General features: G+C 67.9%; 16 protein-coding genes. All 16 read right to left on the reverse strand.

Annotated elements, in window-relative coordinates; all coding sequences use genetic code 11:
- Window positions 1-18: 18 nt before the first annotated feature.
- Window positions 19-1,596, reverse strand: a complete 1,578-nt coding sequence (gene nuoN / locus ACH413_RS24160) for an NADH-quinone oxidoreductase subunit NuoN (RefSeq protein ID WP_360046996.1) — start codon at window positions 1,594-1,596, stop codon at window positions 19-21.
- A gap of 1 nt (window position 1,597) precedes the next feature.
- Window positions 1,598-3,166, reverse strand: coding sequence for an NADH-quinone oxidoreductase subunit M (locus ACH413_RS24165; protein ID WP_360046995.1), 1,569 nt, complete (start codon window positions 3,164-3,166; stop codon window positions 1,598-1,600).
- Entirely contained in the window at window positions 3,163-5,100 is a 1,938-nt protein-coding gene (nuoL, locus tag ACH413_RS24170; protein ID WP_360046994.1) for an NADH-quinone oxidoreductase subunit L, read from the reverse strand. The genes ACH413_RS24165 and nuoL overlap by 4 nt, the downstream gene beginning before the upstream one ends.
- A gap of 10 nt (window positions 5,101-5,110) precedes the next feature.
- Window positions 5,111-5,410: an NADH-quinone oxidoreductase subunit NuoK gene (gene nuoK, locus ACH413_RS24175; protein WP_030473209.1), complete on the reverse strand. Its 300-nt coding sequence runs from the start codon at window positions 5,408-5,410 to the stop codon at window positions 5,111-5,113.
- Window positions 5,407-6,255, reverse strand: coding sequence for an NADH-quinone oxidoreductase subunit J (locus ACH413_RS24180; RefSeq protein ID WP_360046993.1), 849 nt, complete (start codon window positions 6,253-6,255; stop codon window positions 5,407-5,409). The genes nuoK and ACH413_RS24180 overlap by 4 nt, the downstream gene beginning before the upstream one ends.
- Window positions 6,252-6,767 carry an NADH-quinone oxidoreductase subunit NuoI gene (gene nuoI, locus ACH413_RS24185; RefSeq protein WP_090065930.1) on the reverse strand — a complete coding sequence of 172 codons (516 nt, stop codon included), beginning with the start codon at window positions 6,765-6,767 and terminating at the stop codon, window positions 6,252-6,254. The genes ACH413_RS24180 and nuoI overlap by 4 nt, the downstream gene beginning before the upstream one ends.
- A 2-nt stretch (window positions 6,768-6,769) precedes the next feature.
- The gene (gene nuoH, locus ACH413_RS24190; RefSeq protein ID WP_093605932.1) at window positions 6,770-8,065 is read right to left on the reverse strand and encodes an NADH-quinone oxidoreductase subunit NuoH; all 1,296 of its coding nucleotides are present in this window, start codon (window positions 8,063-8,065) and stop codon (window positions 6,770-6,772) included.
- A 23-nt stretch (window positions 8,066-8,088) separates the two neighbouring features.
- Window positions 8,089-10,539 carry an NADH-quinone oxidoreductase subunit G gene (locus ACH413_RS24195; RefSeq protein WP_360046992.1) on the reverse strand — a complete coding sequence of 817 codons (2,451 nt, stop codon included), beginning with the start codon at window positions 10,537-10,539 and terminating at the stop codon, window positions 8,089-8,091.
- Complete coding sequence (nuoF, locus tag ACH413_RS24200) at window positions 10,536-11,816, reverse strand: NADH-quinone oxidoreductase subunit NuoF (RefSeq protein WP_360046991.1); 1,281 nt, start codon at window positions 11,814-11,816, stop codon at window positions 10,536-10,538. Before nuoF ends, ACH413_RS24195 begins: the two co-directional genes overlap by 4 nt.
- A gap of 8 nt (window positions 11,817-11,824) precedes the next feature.
- Window positions 11,825-12,541, reverse strand: coding sequence for an NADH-quinone oxidoreductase subunit NuoE (nuoE, locus tag ACH413_RS24205; RefSeq protein ID WP_360046990.1), 717 nt, complete (start codon window positions 12,539-12,541; stop codon window positions 11,825-11,827).
- Window positions 12,538-13,923, reverse strand: coding sequence for an NADH-quinone oxidoreductase subunit D (locus ACH413_RS24210; RefSeq protein ID WP_360046989.1), 1,386 nt, complete (start codon window positions 13,921-13,923; stop codon window positions 12,538-12,540). Before ACH413_RS24210 ends, nuoE begins: the two co-directional genes overlap by 4 nt.
- Complete coding sequence (locus tag ACH413_RS24215) at window positions 13,920-14,669, reverse strand: NADH-quinone oxidoreductase subunit C (RefSeq protein ID WP_360046988.1); 750 nt, start codon at window positions 14,667-14,669, stop codon at window positions 13,920-13,922. The genes ACH413_RS24210 and ACH413_RS24215 overlap by 4 nt, the downstream gene beginning before the upstream one ends.
- Complete coding sequence (locus tag ACH413_RS24220) at window positions 14,666-15,217, reverse strand: NADH-quinone oxidoreductase subunit B family protein (RefSeq protein WP_086666372.1); 552 nt, start codon at window positions 15,215-15,217, stop codon at window positions 14,666-14,668. The genes ACH413_RS24215 and ACH413_RS24220 overlap by 4 nt, the downstream gene beginning before the upstream one ends.
- 7 nt (window positions 15,218-15,224) lie before the next feature.
- Window positions 15,225-15,590 (reverse strand): NADH-quinone oxidoreductase subunit A, encoded by a 366-nt coding sequence (locus ACH413_RS24225; protein ID WP_360046987.1) that lies wholly within the window; start codon window positions 15,588-15,590, stop codon window positions 15,225-15,227.
- 265 nt (window positions 15,591-15,855) lie between these two features.
- Window positions 15,856-17,121: a geranylgeranyl reductase family protein gene (locus tag ACH413_RS24230; protein ID WP_360046986.1), complete on the reverse strand. Its 1,266-nt coding sequence runs from the start codon at window positions 17,119-17,121 to the stop codon at window positions 15,856-15,858.
- A 411-nt stretch (window positions 17,122-17,532) separates the two neighbouring features.
- Complete coding sequence (locus ACH413_RS24235; protein WP_360045120.1) at window positions 17,533-18,261, reverse strand: demethylmenaquinone methyltransferase; 729 nt, start codon at window positions 18,259-18,261, stop codon at window positions 17,533-17,535.
- Window positions 18,262-18,276 lie beyond the last annotated feature (15 nt).

The raw sequence follows: 18,276 nt of genomic DNA on the forward strand, positions 1-18,276 counted from the left end.
CCAGCAGACTACGTACACCTAGCTGAGGAAGGAGCCGGTACCCGCCCAATCGAGCACGAACGTGGGCCACAAACCCAGCACCAAGGTCACCACGGCACCCAACGTGATCGCGATCGTGGTGAACGCGCCGGGCACCGTCACGGTCGGGCCGTCCGGAGCCGGGTCGCTGAAGTACATCAGCACGATCACCCGCAGGTAGAAGAACGCCGCGATGGCCGAGGCCACCAGTGCGATCACCACGAGCGGCGTCAGGCCGGCCTCGATCGCCGCGCTGAACACGACGAACTTGCCGATGAAGCCGGACGTCAGCGGAATGCCCGCCAGGGCCAGCAGCAGGAACGTGAAGGTGGCCGCCACGATCGGCGACCGCTTCGCGAGACCCGCCCACTGCGACAGGTGCGTCGCCTCGCCGTCCGAGTTACGGACCAGCGACACGATGCCGAACGCGGCGATCGTGGTGAAGCCGTACGCCAGCAGGTAGAACATGGTCGCGCTCACACCGGGGGCGTCGCCCTCGGGCGTCAGCGCGATGGAGCCGATCAGCAGGAAGCCCGCGTGCGCCACCGAGGAGTACGCGATCATGCGCTTCACGTCGGTCTGGGTGAGGCCCAGGATCGCGCCGATCACCATCGACACGACCGCGACGCCGTAGAGCACGCCACGCCATTCCCACTGCGTGTTCTCGAACGCGACCGTGAGCACACGCAGGATGCCGCCGAACGCGGCGACCTTGGTGCACGCGGCCATGAACGCCGTCACCGGCGTCGGTGCGCCCTGGTACACGTCCGGAGTCCAGGCGTGGAACGGGCCGACGGCGGCCTTGAACAGCAGGCCCACCACCAGAAGGCCGAAGCCCGCGAACAGCAGCGTGTCGGAACGGTCCGTGCCGCCGGCGGCGGTCGCGATGGCCGAGAGCTTCACCGAACCCGCGTAGCCGTACAGCAGAGCAACGCCGTACAGGAAGAACGCGGAGGCGAAAGCGCCGAGCAGGAAGTACTTCACAGCCGCTTCCTGCGAGAGCAGGCGACGGCGGCGAGCCAGGCCGCACAGGATGTACAGCGGCAGCGACAGGACTTCCAGCGCGATGAACATCGTCAGCAGGTCGTTCGAGGCGACGAACGTCATCATGCCGCCGAGCGCGAACAGCGTGAGCGGGAAGACCTCGGTCTGCATGCCGGTCTTCGTCGCCTGCGCGCGGTCCTGCACGGTGCCCGGACGGATCGCGGCCTGCGCCACGAACGCGCCACCGGGCTCCACCGAGCGGTCGGCGATCAGCAACACCGAGCCGAATCCCAGCACCAGCAACGTGGCCCACAGGAAGAGCGACGGCGAGTCGACCGCGATCGCCCCCGCCAGCGTCGCCACGCCCTGCTCGGGACGCTCCGACGTCGCGTAGACGATCAGTGCGCCAACGGCACCGACCAGCGTCACGAGCGTGAGCACGAGCTGCACGGCCCACCGCTGATGCTTGGGCAGCAACGCTTCCAGCAGCACGCTGACGCATGCGGCGCCGAGCACGATCAGCAGCGGCGCGATGGCGCCGTAATCGATCTCCGGCGCCTCGATCGTCTGCGCCTGAGCGACGAGAAGGTTCACGTCACTTGCCTTCCTGCACGGTGACCGGGTCGGTCACGCCGACCTCGGTCAGCGTCGCCCCAACGGTCGGGGTGATGACGTCGAGCACCGGCTGCGGGTAGAACCCGAGCGCCAGCACGATGACAACGAGCGGTGCCAGCACTGCGATCTCACGCTTGTTGAGATCACCGATGGCCGTCTTCTTCTCCGGGTCACCGACGGCACCCGGTCCGGCGGCCGCACCCAGCAGCGCGTCGCCGCGCAGCGGGCCGGTCATGATCCGCTGGTAGAGCCACAGCACGTAGAGCGCCGCGAGCACCATGCCGACCGTCGCGATGATCGTGAACACCGGCTGCGTCGGGAACGAGCCGATCAGCACGAGGAACTCCGAGACGAACGAGTTCGTGCCCGGCAGCGACAGCGTGGTCAGACCCGACAGCAGCAGCATGCCCGCGAGCAGCGGGGCCACCTTCGACATGCCGCCGTAGTCGGAGATCAGCGACGAACCACCGCGCGCGATCACCATGCCGACCACCAGGATCAGCATGCCGGTCGAGACCGAGTGGTTGAGCATGTACGACACCGAGCCCACGCCTGCCTGCGACGTGAACGAGAAGATGCCGAGCGCGATGAAGCCGAAGTGGGCGATCGAGACGTAGGCGAGGAACCGCTTCATGTCCCGCTGGCCCGTGGCGAGCAGCGATCCATAAAGGACACCGGCCACCGCGAGCACGAGCACGAACGGCGCCAGGTTCTTCGACGCCTCCGGGAACATCGGCAGCAGGTAGCGCAGCATGCCGAACGTGCCGACCTTGTCCAGGATGCCGACGACGATCACCGTGACGCCGATGGGCGCCTCGGCGGCCGCGTCGGGCAGCCAGGTGTGGAACGGCACGAGCGGCGCCTTGATCGCGAACGCCAGGAAGAAGCCGAGGAACAGCCAGGTCTGCGTCGTCGAGTCGGCGTCGCTGACCACCTTCACCAGCGTCGCCCAGTCGAACGTGCCCTTGCCCAGCTCGTCCGACGCCATCGCGTAGGCGCCGATCGCGGAGGCCAGCATGATCAGGCCGCCGAGGAACGAGTACAGGAAGAACTTGACCGCCGCGTACTGCCTGCGCGCGCCGCCGTAGCCGCCGATCAGGAAGTACATCGGGATGAGCATGACTTCGAAGAGCACGTAGAACAGGAAGACGTCGGTGGCGGCGAACACCGCGACCGTCACGGCCTCCTGGATCAGGATCAGCGAGAGGTACCCGCCCTGCGAACGGCCGGCGGGCAGCTTCTCCGTCCAGCCGGCACCGATCACCAGCGGGATCAGCAGCGCGATGACCGCGATCATCACCAGCGCGATGCCGTCGATGCCGAACTGCAGCCGCACGCCGAACGCCGGGATCCAGTCCACGCCCGCGGCGAGCTGGATGCGGTCGCCGTTCGGGTCGTAGGCGGCCCAGAGCAGAACGGCGAGCACGAGCTCGACGACGGAGAACGCCAACGCGACGAGCTTGGCCTTCTTGTCGTCCTTGCGCAGGAACGCCACCACCAGCGCGCCGACCAGCGGCACCACCAGCAGTGCGATCAGAACCCAGGTCACGAGAACCTCACCACCAGGAGCGCCCCGAGCACGAAGATCGAGCCCAGCAGCATGGACAGTGCGTAGGAGCGGACGAACCCGGTCTGCAGCCTGCGCAACCGGCCGGAGCTACCGCCGAGCAGCGCCGCGGTGCCGTTGACCACACCGTCGACGCCCTTGAGGTCGAGGAACACCAGCGCGCGGGTGAGCCAGGTGCCCGGCCGCGCGAACAGGGCCTCGTTCAGTGCGTTGCCGTAGAGGTCCGCACGGGCCGCGCGCACCGGGAACGACACGCGCACCGGACGCTCGACCGGCTGCTTGCCGCGGCCGAAGAGCAGGAACGCGAGACCGGCGCCCACCAGGGCGAGCACGACGGTCAGGATCCCGACCATGCCGTGCGAGATCACACCGTGCTCTTCCTTCAGCTCGCCCAGCGAGGGCTCCAGCCAGCCGGCCAGACGTCCGCCGGAAGAGAGGAACCAGCCGCCACCGATCGAGCCGACCGCGAGGATGATCATCGGAACGGTCATCGTCAGCGGGGACTCGTGCGGGTGGTATTCCTTGCCGTCCTCGGTCTTGAGTTCCTTCCAGCGGGGCTTGCCCAGGAAGACGAGGATCAGCAGGCGCGTCATGTAGAACGCGGTCAGCGCGGCACCGAGCAGTGCGACACCACCGAAGACGTACGGGCGCCAGCCCTCCCCGGTGAACGCCGCCGCGATGATGGCGTCCTTCGAGAAGTAGCCCGCGAACGGCGGGATGCCGATCAGCGCGAGGTAGCCGAGCGTCCACGTGACGAACGTGATCGGCAGGTACTTCGCGAGCCCGCCCATCCGGCGGATGTTGCCCTCGTCGTTCATGCCGTGCATGACCGAACCGGCACCGAGGAAGAGCCCTGCCTTGAAGAAACCGTGCGTCAGCAGGTGCATGATGCCCAGCGCGTAGCCGATCGGGCCGAGGCCCACCGCGAGGATCATGTAACCGATCTGCGAGACCGTCGAGTACGCCAGGACCTTCTTGAAGTCGTCGTAGGCGCAACCGATGATGCAACCGATCAGCAGCGTGACGCCACCGATGATCATGACGACCAGCCGGCCGTCCTCGCTCAGGTTGTAGAGCGGGTTGGAGCGGGCGATCAGGTACACGCCCGCGGTGACCATGGTCGCCGCGTGGATCAGTGCGGACACCGGGGTCGGGCCGGCCATCGCGTCCGGCAACCAGGCCTGGAGCGGGAACTGACCCGACTTGCCGCAGGCACCCAGGAGCAGCAGCAGCGTGATCGCGAGGACCTCGGCGGAGGAGAACTCGCCGACGCGGCTGAAGACCTCGGTGTACTGCGTGGTCCCGAGCTTGTTGAACATCAGGAAGATCGCGATCGCGAGGCCCAGGTCACCGACGCGGTTCATCAGGAAGGCCTTCTTGGCCGCCGATGCCGCTTCCGGCTTGTACTGGTACCAGCCGATCAGCAGGTACGAGGCGAGACCGACGCCCTCCCAGCCGAAGTACAGGGTCACGAAGCCGTTGCCCAGCACCAGCAGGAGCATCGCCGAGACGAAGAGGTTGAGGTAGGCGAAGAACTTCCGCCTGCCTTCCTCGTGCGCCATGTAGCCGATCGAGTAGATGTGGATCAGCGAGCCCACACCGGTGATCAGCAGCACGAACGTCAGCGACAGCGGGTCGATCCGCAGTCCGAACGCGACGGTCAGCGCGTTGACGTCGATCCAGTTGAACAGGTGCAGGTTCTGCACCCGCTCCTCTGCGTTCGAGATGCCGATCGTCGAGAAGAACAACGCGAGCGCGTAGCCGAACGACGCCAGCAGCGTGGCACTGCCGAGCAGGTGACCCCACTTGTCGGCGCGCCTGCCACTGACCAACAGCACCGCCGCACCGAACGCGGGCAGCGCGAGCAACAACCAGGCGAAGCTCGCGACCCCGCTGGCGACAACAGGTTCCGTCACCGGTGACCCCTCAGTACTTCAGCAGGTTCGAGTCGTCGACCGAGGCCGAGCGACGCGTCCGGAAGATGGACATGATGATCGCGAGGCCGACGACGACCTCCGCCGCGGCGACGACCATCACGAAGAACGCCATCACCTGACCGTCGAGCGAGCCGTTGATCCGCGCGAACGTCACGAGGCTCAGGTTGACCGCGTTGAGCATGAGCTCGACGCACATGAAGACCACGATGGCGTTGCGGCGCACCAGGACGCCGACGGCGCCGATGCTGAACAGCAGTGCCGACAGCAGCAGGTAGTACGTGGGAGTCACGACTCACTTCCCTTGAGCGCGTGCGCGTCGGCCTCGTGCCCGGTGCCGGCCACGTCGGCGACGTCGTCCGAGAGCGTGGCCTTGTCGGTCGCCTCGATGACCTCGAACAGCGACTCCTCCGCCACGGTGCCGTCGGGCAGCAGGGCGGGGGTGGCCACCGAGTTGGCGGTGGCGAAGACGCCGGGGCCGGGCAGCGAGCCGACCCGCTTGCCGTCCTGGAAGCGCTCCTCGACGAGTTCCTTCTGCGTCTTCTTGGAGGGCTTCCCGTCGCGGCCGACGAAGGCCAGGATCATCGCGCCGAGGGCGGCGGTGATCAGCAGCGCCGACGTGAGCTCGAACGCGAACAGGTAGTCCGTGAAGAGCTTCTGGCCGATGTTGCCGACGTTGCCGCCGTTGGTGGTGTTCGCCTCGGCGAGGCCGCGGGCGTCGACACCGTTCAGCGCGCGGCCGACCGAGCCGACCAGCAGCACGGCGAACCCGATGCCGAGCAGCGCGGCCGCGAGTCGTTGTCCGCGGATCACTTCGACGACGGAGTCCGAACTGTCGCGGCCGACCATCATCAGCACGAACAGGAACAGCATCATGATCGCGCCGGTGTAGACGATGATCTGCACGAAGCCGAGGAACGGCGCCTGCTGGACCATGTACATCATGCCGAGGCTGAGCATCGTCACGACGAGCCACAGCGCGGAGTGCACCGCGTTGCGCGCGAAGAGCATGCCGAGCGCACCGGCCAGCGCGAGCGGGCCGAGGATCCAGAACATGATCGCCTCGCCCGTGGTCACGGTGTCGACCACGCGCTGCACGGGCTCCGGCTGCTGGGCGAGGAAAGCCAGGAGGCTCACTGCTGAGCCTCCTTCGCGAGCCGCGGGCCGTTGACGTAGTAGTCCTGCTCGTTCTCGCCGAGCCGCATCGGGTGCGGCGGCTGCTCCATGCCGGGCAGCAGCGGGGCGAGCAGGTCTTCCTTGGTGAAGATCAGGTCCTGGCGGTTGTCGTCGGCGAGCTCGTACTCGTTCGTCATCGTGAGCGAACGGGTCGGGCACGCCTCGATGCACAGGCCGCAGCCGATGCAGCGCAGGTAGTTGATCTGGTAGTCGGCGCCGAAGCGCTCACCGGGGGAGAACCGCGCCTCCTCGGTGTTGTCACCACCCTCGACGAAGATCGCGTCCGCCGGGCAGGCCCACGCGCACAGCTCGCAGCCGACGCACTTCTCCAGCCCGTCCGGGTGCCGGTTGAGCTGGTGACGGCCGTGGAACCGCGGCGCGGTCACCTTCTTGACCTCGGGGTACTCCTCCGTCACCACCTTCTTGAACATGGTGCCGAAGGTGACTCCGAAGCCTTTCAGGGACTCGAACATCCCTACTCAGCCTCCTTACCGGTGGTGACGGCTGCCGTCTCCTTGGGGAGAGTGGCGACCTTGACCTTGCGTTTCGGCGCGGCCTTGGGAACGACGAGGTCGAGCGGCGGGACGGGGAAGCCGGAACCCGCGAGCGGAACGCCCTTGGTGTCCTGGACCTTCTTGTCCGGCAGCAGGAACGAGACCAGCAGCACCAGGCCGACGATGACGCCGAGCGCGATGAGCCGCTGTGCCGTGGAGAGCTGCTGGATCGCGCCGGTGCGGATGACCGCGACGGCCATGATCCAGACGAGGCTGGTCGGGACCAGCACCTTCCAGCCCAGGCGCATGAACTGGTCGTAGCGCATGCGGGGCAGCGTGCCGCGCAGCCAGATGAAGATGAACAGGAAGCCCAGCGTCTTGATGATGAACCAGAGCAGGCCCCACCAGCCGGTGTTCATGAACTCGCCGCTCCACGGGGCGTGGTAGCCGCCGAGGAAGAGCGTGGTCGCGAGCGCCGAGACGGTCACCATGTTGACGTACTCGGCGAGGAAGAACAGCGCGAACTTCAGCGAGCTGTACTCCGTGTGGAAACCACCGACGAGCTCCGACTCGGCCTCGGGGAGGTCGAACGGGGCGCGGTTGGTCTCGCCGACCATCGACACGACGTAGATCGCGAAGCTGGGGAACAGCAGGAGGCCGAACCAGCCGGGCGCGAACCCGAGCACGGTGGTCGCCTGCGCGCCGACGATGTCACCGGTCGACATCGAGCCGGTGAACATGATCACCGCGACGATCGACAGGCCCATCGCGATCTCGTAGGAGATCACCTGCGCGGCCGACCGCAGCGCGCCGAGCAGCGGGTACGGCGAGCCGGAGGCCCAGCCGGACAGCACGATGCCGTAGACGCCGATCGAGGAGCAGGCCAGCACCACCAGCACGCCGACCGGGAGGTCGACGAGCTGCAGCGCGGTCTGCTGGCCGAACAGGTTGACCTCGCCCGCGAGCGGGATCACCGAGAACGCGAGGAACGCGGGGATGCAGGAGATCACCGGCGCGAGGAAGAACACCCACTTGTCCGCGAGGACCGGGCGGATGTCTTCCTTGAACGCGAGCTTCAGACCGTCCGCGAGCGACTGGAGCCAGCCGTTCGGGCCGACCCGGTTGGGGCCGGGGCGGTGCTGCATCCGCGCGACGACCTTGCGCTCCCAGTTGATCATGAACAGAGTCATGACCACGAGGAACGCGAAGATCGCGACGACCTTGATCAGCACCAGCCAGATCGGGTCGTCGGCGAGGAGCTTGGCGGTCTCGCCGATCTCCGCTGCGACGAACTGCTGGGTCATGACTTCACCCCACTGACGGAGACGATCGAGCCGTGGCCCGCGCCGAGCGTGCGGCGCACGGTCACGTCACCCGAGTTGGTGGGCAGCCAGATGACGCCCTCGGGCAGGTCGTCGGTCTCGACCGGGAGCGTGATCGCGCCGCGGTCGGTGGAGACCGTGACCTGACCACCGTTCTCCAGGCCGAACTGCTGTGCGGTGGTCACGGCGACCTTCGCGACGACCGGGCGGGCCGTACCGGCGAGGTTCGGCTCGTCGACCTGCAGAGAGCCGTTGCCGAGCAGGCGGTGCCACGTGGCGAGCACTGCCTTGCCGGCACCGGCCGGGGACACCAGCGGCGCGGCGACGTTGAGCGACGAACCGCTCGGCGTGCCCTCGCCCAGGCGGGCCAGGTCGGCGGCCGAGGCGGCGGGCGTCTGCGTGAACAGGTCCGCGTCCATCTCCACCGCGAGGGTGTCGAGCACGCGGCAGTCCGGCAGCGCGCCGGTGCCTTCGAGCGTCGCGCCGAACTCGCGGCGGCGGCCCTCCCAGTTGAGGAAGCTGCCGGACTTCTCGACCACCGGGGCGATCGGGAGCACGACGTCGGCGTACGCGGTGACCGCGCTGGGCCGGAGCTCCAGGCTCACGACGAAACCGGCGCCCGACAGGGCCTTCTCCGCGAGCCGCGGGTCCGGCAGGTCGAACGGGTCGACGCCACCGATCAGCAGACCGGACAGCTCGCCGTTCGCGGCGGCTTCGAGGATGCCCGTGGTGTCGCGGCCGGGCGTCGCGGGAAGCGAGCCCTCCTCGACGCCCCAGGTGCGCTCGACCTCGGTGCGCGCCGCGGCGTTCGCGACGTGACGGCCGCCGGGCAGCAGGTTCGGCGTGGCACCGACCGCGAGCGCACCGCGCTCACCGGCACGGCGCGGAATCCACGCGACCTTGGCGCCCGTGCGCTCGGCCAGCCTGGCGACCGCGGAGAACGCGCCGGGGATCTCGGCGGCGCGCTCGCCGACCAGGATCACCGCACCGGGCTTGCCGAGCAGGTCGACGACGTCGGAAGCGTGCTCCGGCAACGCGTTGATGGCGTTCGCCTCGGCACCGGGCACGCAGGCGAGCAGCGTGCCGTAGGTCTTCTCGACGGCCGGGGTCGTGTACTGGCCGAGGTGGAAGACCTTCGTGGTGCCCTTGCGAGCGGCCTTGCGCAGGCGCAGGAAGACGATCGGCGCCTCTTCCTCGGGCTCGAACGCGACCAGCAGCGCGGCCGGTGCGGACTCGATGCCCTGGAAGGTGACTCCGGTCTCCGGGTTCGTGAACACCGTGGTGCCGGACAGGAACTCCAGCTCCTCGGCGCTGTGCGGCCGGGCGCGGAAGTCGATGTCGTTGGTGTGCAACGCGATCCGGGCGAACTTCGAGTACGCGTAGGCGTCCTCGACGGTCAGCCGGCCACCGGTCAGCACGCCGACGCCGTTCGCCTCGCGGGCCGCCGTCAGACCGGCCGCCGCGACCTGCAGCGCCTCGGTCCAGGACGACTCGCGCAGCTCACCGGACTCGGCGTCGCGGACCAGCGGACGCCTGATGCGGTCACCGGTCGTGGCGTAGCGGAAGGCGAACCGGCCCTTGTCGCAGATCCACTCCTCGTTGACCTGCGGGTCGTCGCCGGCGAGCTTGCGCTGCACCTTGCCCCGCCGGTAGTCGGTGCGCTCGGCGCAACCGGAGGAGCAGTGCTCGCACACACCGGGCGCCGACACCAGGTCGAACGGCCGCGCGCGGAAGCGGTAGGCAGCGCTCGTCAGAGCGCCGACCGGGCAGATCTGGATGGTGTTGCCGGAGAAGTAGCTCTGGAACGGCTTCTCCTGCGCGATGCCGATCTGCTGCTGCGAACCGCGCTCCAGCAGCTCGATGAACGGGTCGCCGGCGATCTGCGCGGAGAACCGGGTGCAACGCTGGCAGAGCACGCAACGCTCGCGGTCGAGCAGCACCTGCGTGGAGATGCTGATCGGCTTCGGGAACGTCCGCTTGTGCTCGTGGAAGCGGGAGTCGCTGCGGCCGTGGGCGAGCGCCTGGTTCTGCAGCGGGCACTCACCGCCCTTGTCGCAGATCGGGCAGTCCAGCGGGTGGTTGATGAGCAGCAGCTCCATCACACCCTGCTGGGCCTTGTCCGCGACGGGCGAGGTCAGCTGGGTCTTCACGACCATGCCGTCCGCGACCGTCATCGTGCAGGAGGCCTGCGGCTTCGGCATCGGCCGGCCGCCCATCTCGACCTCGACGAGGCACTGGCGGCAGGCGCCGGCGGGCTCCAGCAACGGGTGGTCGCAGAAGCGCGGGATGACCGTGCCGAGGCGCTCGGCCGTGCGGATCAGCAGCTCGCCCTTGGGCGCGACGACCGTCTCGCCGTCGATGACGAGCTTGACGTGACCCTCTGGCACGACAACCTCGGCTGCGGTGGGCTTGTCAGGCGCGATGGTCATGCGTTCGCTCCAGCCAGGACCTTGGAGTTCTGGTCGCACAGGGCGAGGAACTCGTCCTTGAAGTACTTGATGCCGCTGGTGATCGGGCTGACGGCACCGTCACCCAGCGCGCAGAACGAGCGGCCGAGGATGTTGTCGCAGACGTCGAGCAACGTGTCGATGTCGCTCGCCGTGCCGTTGCCCGCCACCATCCGCTGCAGGATCTTCACGAGCCAGTACGTGCCCTCGCGGCACGGCGTGCACTTGCCGCACGACTCGTGCTTGTAGAACTCCGTCCACTTCATGACGGCCCACGGCACGGACACGGTCTCGTTGAAGATCTGCAGGGCGGTGGTGCCCAGCATCGAACCGGCCTCGGCGGCACCCTCGAAGTCCAGCGGCACGTCGAGGTGCTCCGCCGTGAACAGCGGGGTGGACGAACCACCCGGCGTCCAGAACTTGATCGGGATGCCGTCCTTCATGCCACCGGCCATGTCGAGCAGCTGCCGCAGCGTGGTGCCCATCGGCGCCTCGTACTGGCCGGGGCGCGTCACGTGACCGGACAGCGAGTAGATCTTCGGACCGGGTGAGCGGTCGCGACCCATCTCGCGGAACCAGTCGGCGCCACCGTTGACGATGAAGGGAACCGACGCGATGGTCTCGACGTTGTTCACGACAGTGGGCGACGCGTAGAGGCCCGAGGTCGCGGGGAACGGCGGCTTGAGTCGCGGCTGGCCACGACGGCCCTCCAGCGAGTCGAGCAGCGCGGTCTCCTCGCCGCAGATGTACGCGCCGGCGCCGGCGTGGATCACCACGTCGAGGTCGAACCCGCTGCCGAGGATGTTCTTGCCCAGGTAGCCCTTGGCGTACGCCTCGCGCACCGCCGCGTTGAGGCGGCGGATGCAGTGCAGGACCTCGCCGCGGACGTAGATCGCCGCGAAGTTCGCGCGGATGGCGAACGACGTGATGATCACGCCCTCGATCAGCGAGTGCGGGTCCGCCATCATCAGCGGGATGTCCTTGCAGGTGCCGGGCTCGCCCTCGTCGGCGTTGATGACGAGGTAGTGCGGCTTGCCGTCGCCCTGCGGGATGAAGCCCCACTTCATGCCGGTGGGGAACCCCGCGCCGCCGCGGCCGCGCAGTCCGGAGTCCTTGCACTGCTGGATGAGCTGGTCCGGGTGGGCCGTCAGCGCCTTGGGCAGGGCGGTGTAGCCACCGGTGCGCTCGTAGGTCTCGATGGTCCAGGACTTGGGCTCAGTCCAGCGCTTGGTGAGAACAGGAGTCAGCGGGTCAACCATTGTCTTCCCTACTTCTTTTCCGGCAGGGCAGGGAACTCGACCGTGGACGGCGTGTTCGGCGCGTCCCAGCCGCGGTCCTTGGCGATCTGCGCACCGGCCAGCGTCTCCGGCGCCGCCGACGGGCCGTCGAGGTCGGCGTCGCGACCCTCGAAGAACCCGGCGAGCTGGAGCTCGGCCTGCTTGAAGTCGGTGAGCGGGGCGCCGCGCGTCGGGGCGGGCTTGTCCCCTGACTGCAACGCCTTCACGAGTCCCAGCGCCTTGTCCGGCGTCTGGTTGTCGTAGAACTCGTAGTTGACCTGCAGCACCGGGCCGAGGTCGCACGCGGCGAGGCACTCGGCGTGCTCCAGCGTGATCGAACCCTGCGTGCCCGGCTCGCCCGCGGTCTCCTCGTGGCCCACCCCGAGGTGGTCGGAGAGGGTCGAGTAGATGGCGTCGCCGCCCAGCGCCGCGCACAGCGTGTTCGTGCACACGCTGACCAGGTGCTCGCCGCACGGCTTGCGCTTGTACATCGTGTAGAACGTCGCGACCGCGCTGACCTCGGCCTCGCTCAGGTCGAGCTGTCCGGCGCAGAACCGGATGCCGTCCTGCGAGACGTAGCCCTCGACCGACTGCACGAGGTGCAGCATCGGCAGCAGCGCGCTGCGGGCCTGCGGGTAACGAGCGACGATCGCCTGCGCCCTGTCCACAGTGGACTGATCGAAGGCGGTGTCCTGTGCCTGAGTCATCGGTCGCAACCACCCATCACGGGGTCGATCGAGGCGACGGACGCGATGACGTCGGCGACCATGCCGCCTTCGCACATCGCGGGCATCGACTGGAGGTTCACGAAGCTTGGTTCGCGCAGGTGCACGCGCATCGGCCTGGTGCCGCCGTCGGAGACGACGTGGTAGCCGAGCTCGCCGCGCGGCGACTCGACCGGCACGTAGACCTGGCCCGCCGGAACCTTGAAGCCCTCGGTCACCAGCTTGAAGTGGTGGATCAGGGACTCCATGGACTGGCCCATGATCTTGCGGACGTGCTCGAGCGAGTTGCCCATGCCGTCGCTGCCGATCGTGAGCTGGGCCGGCCACGCGATCTTCGCGTCCTCGACCATGACCGGACCGGTCGGCAGGCTCTTCACGACCTGCTTGATGATCCGCAGCGACTGGTGCATCTCCTCGAGCCGCAGCAGGTACCGCGCGAAGCAGTCCGCCGCGTTCGAGGTCGGTACGTCGAACTGGTAGTTCTCGTAGCCGCTGTACGGCTCGATCTTGCGCAGGTCCCAGGCGAGGCCGGCGGAGCGCAGGATCGGGCCGGTGATGCCGAGCGCGAGGCACGCGTCGACGGGCAGGTAACCCACGCCCGCCATGCGGTTGCGCCAGATCGGCTGACCGGTGAGCAGCTTGTCGTAGTCCGGCAGCCGCTTTTCCATGATCTTGACGAACGCGGTGATCTTCTCGACCGCGTCGTCCGGCAGGTCCTGCGCGAGACCACCGGGACGGATGAACGCGTGGTTCATCCGCAGGCCGGTGAGGTGCTCCAGCAGGTGCAGGGCCTCCTCGCGCTCGCGGAAGCCGGAGGTCATGCCGGTGAGGGCACCGAGCTCCATGCCGCCGGTGGCGAGCGCGACGAGGTGCGAGCTGATGCGGTTGATCTCCATCAGCAGCACGCGGATCGCCTGCGCCTTGTCCGGCACCGTGACGCCGAGCAGCTTCTCGACGGCCATGCAGTACGCGGCCTCGTGGTGCAGCGGCGCGAGGTAGTCGGTGCGCGTGATGAAGGTGACGCCCTGGACCCAGTTCCGGTACTCGAGGTTCTTCTCGATGCCGGTGTGCAGGTACCCGATGACGCTGCGGGCGTGCGTGACCGTCTCGCCCTCGAGCTCCAGGACCAGGCGGAGCACGCCGTGGGTCGAGGGGTGCTGCGGGCCGAGGTTCATGACGATGCGCTCGTCGTGGACCGCGTCCGCGAGCACCTCGTCCCAGTCGCCACCGGTCACCGTGTAGACGGTGCCCTCGGTGGTCTTCCGGGAGTCGGCGATCTCGGGAGTCTCTTTGGTCTCCACGGAGTCGCGGCCGGGCCCGCTCGTGTCGGTGCCCGTCGTCGCGTCGGAAAGCCGCTCGGTCATGAGTAGGACCGCCTCTGGTCCGGCGGAGGAATCTCCGCGCCCTTGTACTCCACCGGGATGCCACCCAGCGGGTAGTCCTTGCGCTGGGGGTGTCCGTCCCAGTCGTCCGGCATGAGGATGCGGGTCAGTCCGGGGTGACCGTCGTAGATGATCCCGAACATGTCCCAGGTCTCGCGCTCCTGCCAGTCCGCCGTCGGGTAGACCTCGACGAGGCTCGGCACGTGCGGGTGCTCGACGTCGACCGCGACCTCCAGCCGCACCCGGCGGCGATACGTCATCGACGTGAGGTGCACGACCGAGTGCAGGCGCTGCGGCACGTCGGCGCCGTAGTCCACACCGGACACGGAGCTGCAGAGCTCGAAGCGCAGCGCCGGGGTGTCGCGGAAGATCCGCGCGACCTCCAGCAGCGTCTCCGGCTTGAGGTAGAAGGTGATCTCGCCGCGGTCGACCGTCACCTGCTGCACCGTGTCGGCGGGCAGGCCCTTGTCCGCGATCGACGCGAACAGTTCGTCGGCGACCTCGTCGAACCAGCCACCGAACGGGCGCTCGGCGGGCGCGGCGACGTGGGCGGGCAGCCGCAGGCCACCGAAGCCCGACGTGTCACCGGAGCCGGAGACGCCGAAGAGTCCCTGGCGGTCCTTGCCCGCGAAGATCGGCGCCTTCGCTTTGGCGTCTGTCGGATTGGTCTTCTCGAGGTCTTCTCCCGCGCGGTTGACGCTGGAGTGCTCGCCCCCTGGCTCGGTCACTTCTTCCTCGCAAAACGCTCGGACGACGGGATGAGATCGGTGCGGTAGCCCGAGTCGGCGAGTGCCTTGGCGCGCACGGCGTTGAGCGGCTCGTCCATGATCTTGGCGTGGATCTTGAGGATCGCGTCCATCAGCATCTCCGGCCGCGGCGGGCAGCCCGGCAGGTACATGTCGACGGGCACGACGTGGTCGACGCCCTGCACCACCGCGTAGTTGTTGAACATGCCGCCAGTGCTGGCGCACACGCCCATGGCCAGCACCCAGCGCGGCTCGGGCATCTGGTCGTAGATCTGCCGCAGCACCGGCGCCATCTTGTTGGTGACGCGGCCGGCCACGATCATCAGGTCCGCCTGGCGCGGTGAGGCCCGGAAGACCTCCATGCCGAAGCGGGCCAGGTCGTACCGCGGACCACCCGTCGTCATCATCTCGATGGCGCAGCAGGCCAGGCCGAAGGTGGCAGGCCACAGCGAGGACTTGCGGGTCCAGTTGACCAGCTTCTCGACGCTGACCAGCAGGATGCCGTTCGGGAGCTTCTCCTCGAGACCCATGACTTCCTCAGTTCCAGTCGAGGCCGCCGCGACGCCACACGTAGACGTACGCGAAGCCGACCGTGGCGACGAACAGGACGATCTCCACCAGCCCGAACAGGCCGAGCTTGTCGGCCGCTACGGCGAACGGGTAGAGGAAGACCATTTCGATGTCGAACAAGATGAACAGCATCGCCGTCAGGTAGTAGGCGACGGGCATGCGCCCACCACCGATGACGGGCTGCGGACTCGGCTCGATGCCGCACTCGTACGCGTCGAGCTTCGCCTTGTTGTAGCGGCGCGGTCCGATGTAGGGAGCCGCGGTCACCGAGAACAGTGCGAACGCCCCGGCGAGCGCGAACATCAATACGAGGGGGAGGTAAGGGTCAAGCACGCTCCGTCGTCCTTTCCTCGCGGTCGCCCGCACCCTAAGGGTGTTGTTCTCCAGCGCGTTTGTTAGGCGAACCTAACAAACGCTTGTGAAACAGTTCACAAGCTTGTTCAGACTGTTGTGAAGTGATTCACAAGGTCGCCCGCCAGTGTAGAACGCCTGTAAATGACCTAGATCACAGGGTCTGACCTGGGGCTTTAACGTGGTGGACACATGCGAAACGGCACCGGCTCGTATTGAGCCGGTGCCGTCACCTAATCGGAGTAATTTACGCGCTGGGAGCGAGCTTCGTGGCGGCCACGATCAGGCGGTCCATTGAGTCGCCGTCCTTGGGGTCGTAGAGGCCCGCCAGGAGCTTGAGCACCAGTTTCATCAGGCGTTTCCGCGGCATTCCGTACTTCGTTGCGGTCCGCATGATCGCCGGGTTTCCGATGAGCTTCGAGAAGACGTTCCCGAGCCGGTAGTAACTGCCGAGCGCCTCTTCGATCCGGACCGGGTAGCCGTGCAGCGCCCGTTCACGGTTGACGCCCGTCCGCGCAAGCGCTTGGACGATCGACTCGGAGGCGATCTTGGCCGACTCCATGGCGTAGCCGATGCCCTCGCCGTTGAAGGGGTTGACCATGCCGCCGGCGTCGCCGACGAGCAGCAGACCCGCGCGGTAGTGCGGCTTGCGGTTGAGGCCCATGGGAAGCGCGGCGCCACCAATGCGGCTCGTCGCGTTCTCCTCGCGGAAGCCCCACTCCTCCGGCGTGCCGTCGAGCCAGCTGCGCAGGAGCTGGCGGTAGTCGGTCGTCCCGTAGGCCTTTGACGTGCTGAGAATGCCCAGGCCGACGTTCACGCTGCCGTCGCCCATGCCGAAGATCCAGCCGTAGCCGGGCAGCAGCTGGCCGTCCGGAGCCCAGAGCTCGAGGTGCGACTCGAGGTAGTCGTCCTTGGTGCGCGGGCTGTTGTAGTAGCGCCGGACCGCCACGCCCATGGGCTTGGCGTCGTCCTTCTGCAGGCCGATGCTCAGAGCCAAACGAGCTGACACACCGTCACAACCGACGACGATCGGGGCCCGGTAGGTGACCGGGTTCTTTTCCGGTCCCTGCTTGGCCTCGACGCCGACGACCCGGCCGTTCTCGATGATGGCCTTGGTGACCGTGGTGTGCTCGTGCATGCGCGCGCCGGCCGCCTTCGCCGCGTTCGCGAGCATCTCGTCGAAGTCCATCCGCGGACGCACGACACCGTAGTTCGGGAACGTGGCCAGATCCGGCCAGTCCAGCTCCATCGTGACGCCACCGCCGACGACCCTGAGCCCCTTGTTGTGGAGCCAGCCGTTGCTCTCGCGGGTGTCGATGCCCAGGTCGATGAGTTGCTTGACGCCACGAGGGGTCAGGCCGTCGCCGCAGACCTTCTCCCTGGGGAAGGTGCTCTTCTCCAGGAGGAGAACGTCGAGGCCCGCCCTGGCGAGGTAGGTGGCCGCGGTCGAGCCCGACGGTCCCGCCCCCACCACGATGACGTCGGCGTCCTCGTTGATCCCGCGCCTGCTCATCCAGACTCCCTGCGTGTACCGGTCACAGCTTCTGCTGGCGACTCTAACCGGACATTGCTGAGGGTCTCGTTGCCGAGCGGGTCTAGCGGCGTGCGTGCGTCACGTTCCAGCGGGGTTGGTCACGTTCCGTGCGGGCGGTCGCCTTGCGGGGGTGGTTGCGCGGGTAGTGACGAAGTGCGGGGTTGCGATTGGGGCTTGACCTTGAGCCTCTAGCTGGGCGCGTAGTCGGCCTCAAAGACCGGGGTGAAGAGCGCCCCGGCCGAGCCCAGACAGGGTGGCACCCAGCCCCTCAAGGTCAAGCCCCAATCGCCATGAGCGGGGTGCACCGCCACCCAGCCCTGAAGGTTCAGACGGCTCGCTTCGCATCGCCACGCCCGGACTCGTACGTGGTTGCTTTGCGAGGGCAGTGCCTCAGGCCGTCGACTCCGCTGCGGCCTCAGGTTCCGCCTTCGGCTTCGGCTTCGTCGCGCGGTGCAGGGCGACCATGCCGCCGGTCAGGTTGAACCAGGCCACGTCCTCCCAGCCCGCCTGCGAGATGAGCTCGCCGAGCGAACGCTGGTCGGGCCACGTGGCCATGGATTCGGCCAGGTACGAGTACGCGACCGGGTTGCTCGAGACGAACTTCGCGATCAGCGGGAGGAGTTTGAGCAGGTAGCGCATGTAGACGAAGCGGAACGGCTTCCAGACCGGCGTGGAGACCTCGCAGATCACCATGCGGCCGCCCGGCTTGGTCACACGGGCCATCTCCCGGAGGGCCACGACCGTGTCGTTGAAGTTGCGGATGCCGAAGGAGACCGTGACCGCGTCGAACGAGTTGTCCTTGAAGGGCAGGCGGAGGGCGTCCGCCGCCACCTTCGGGACACGGCGGTGGGCTCCTGAGGCGAGCATGCCGACGGAGAAGTCCGCCGCCACGCACCAGGCGCCGGAGGCGGCGTACTCGACCGTGGAGACCGCGGTGCCCGCGGCGAGGTCCAGGACCTTCTCGTTCGGGCGGGCGTCCAGGACGCGCCTGCTCCAGTCCCGCCAGCGGCGGTCGAAGCCCAGCGTCATGACCGAGTTCGTGCGGTCGTAGCCCTTGGCCACGCCGTCGAACATCTCGGCTACTTCGCGGGGGTTCTTGTCCAGGCCGGCTCGCGACATGACTAGAGACTAAGT

This window comes from Lentzea sp. NPDC020367, from assembly GCF_044387305.1.
Lineage (GTDB): Bacteria > Actinomycetota > Actinomycetes > Mycobacteriales > Pseudonocardiaceae > Lentzea.

Coding starts and splice junctions, on each gene's coding strand:
- ACH413_RS24195 (WP_360046992.1), bottom strand. CDS start 10,539: ATGACCATCGCGCCTGACAAGCCCACCGCAGCCGAGGTTGTCGTGCCA.
- nuoI (WP_090065930.1), bottom strand. CDS start 6,767: ATGTTCGAGTCCCTGAAAGGCTTCGGAGTCACCTTCGGCACCATGTTC.
- ACH413_RS24230 (WP_360046986.1), bottom strand. CDS start 17,121: ATGAGCAGGCGCGGGATCAACGAGGACGCCGACGTCATCGTGGTGGGG.
- ACH413_RS24210 (WP_360046989.1), bottom strand. CDS start 13,923: ATGACCGAGCGGCTTTCCGACGCGACGACGGGCACCGACACGAGCGGG.
- ACH413_RS24220 (WP_086666372.1), bottom strand. CDS start 15,217: ATGGGTCTCGAGGAGAAGCTCCCGAACGGCATCCTGCTGGTCAGCGTC.
- nuoE (WP_360046990.1), bottom strand. CDS start 12,541: ATGACTCAGGCACAGGACACCGCCTTCGATCAGTCCACTGTGGACAGG.
- ACH413_RS24235 (WP_360045120.1), bottom strand. CDS start 18,261: ATGTCGCGAGCCGGCCTGGACAAGAACCCCCGCGAAGTAGCCGAGATG.
- nuoF (WP_360046991.1), bottom strand. CDS start 11,816: ATGGTTGACCCGCTGACTCCTGTTCTCACCAAGCGCTGGACTGAGCCC.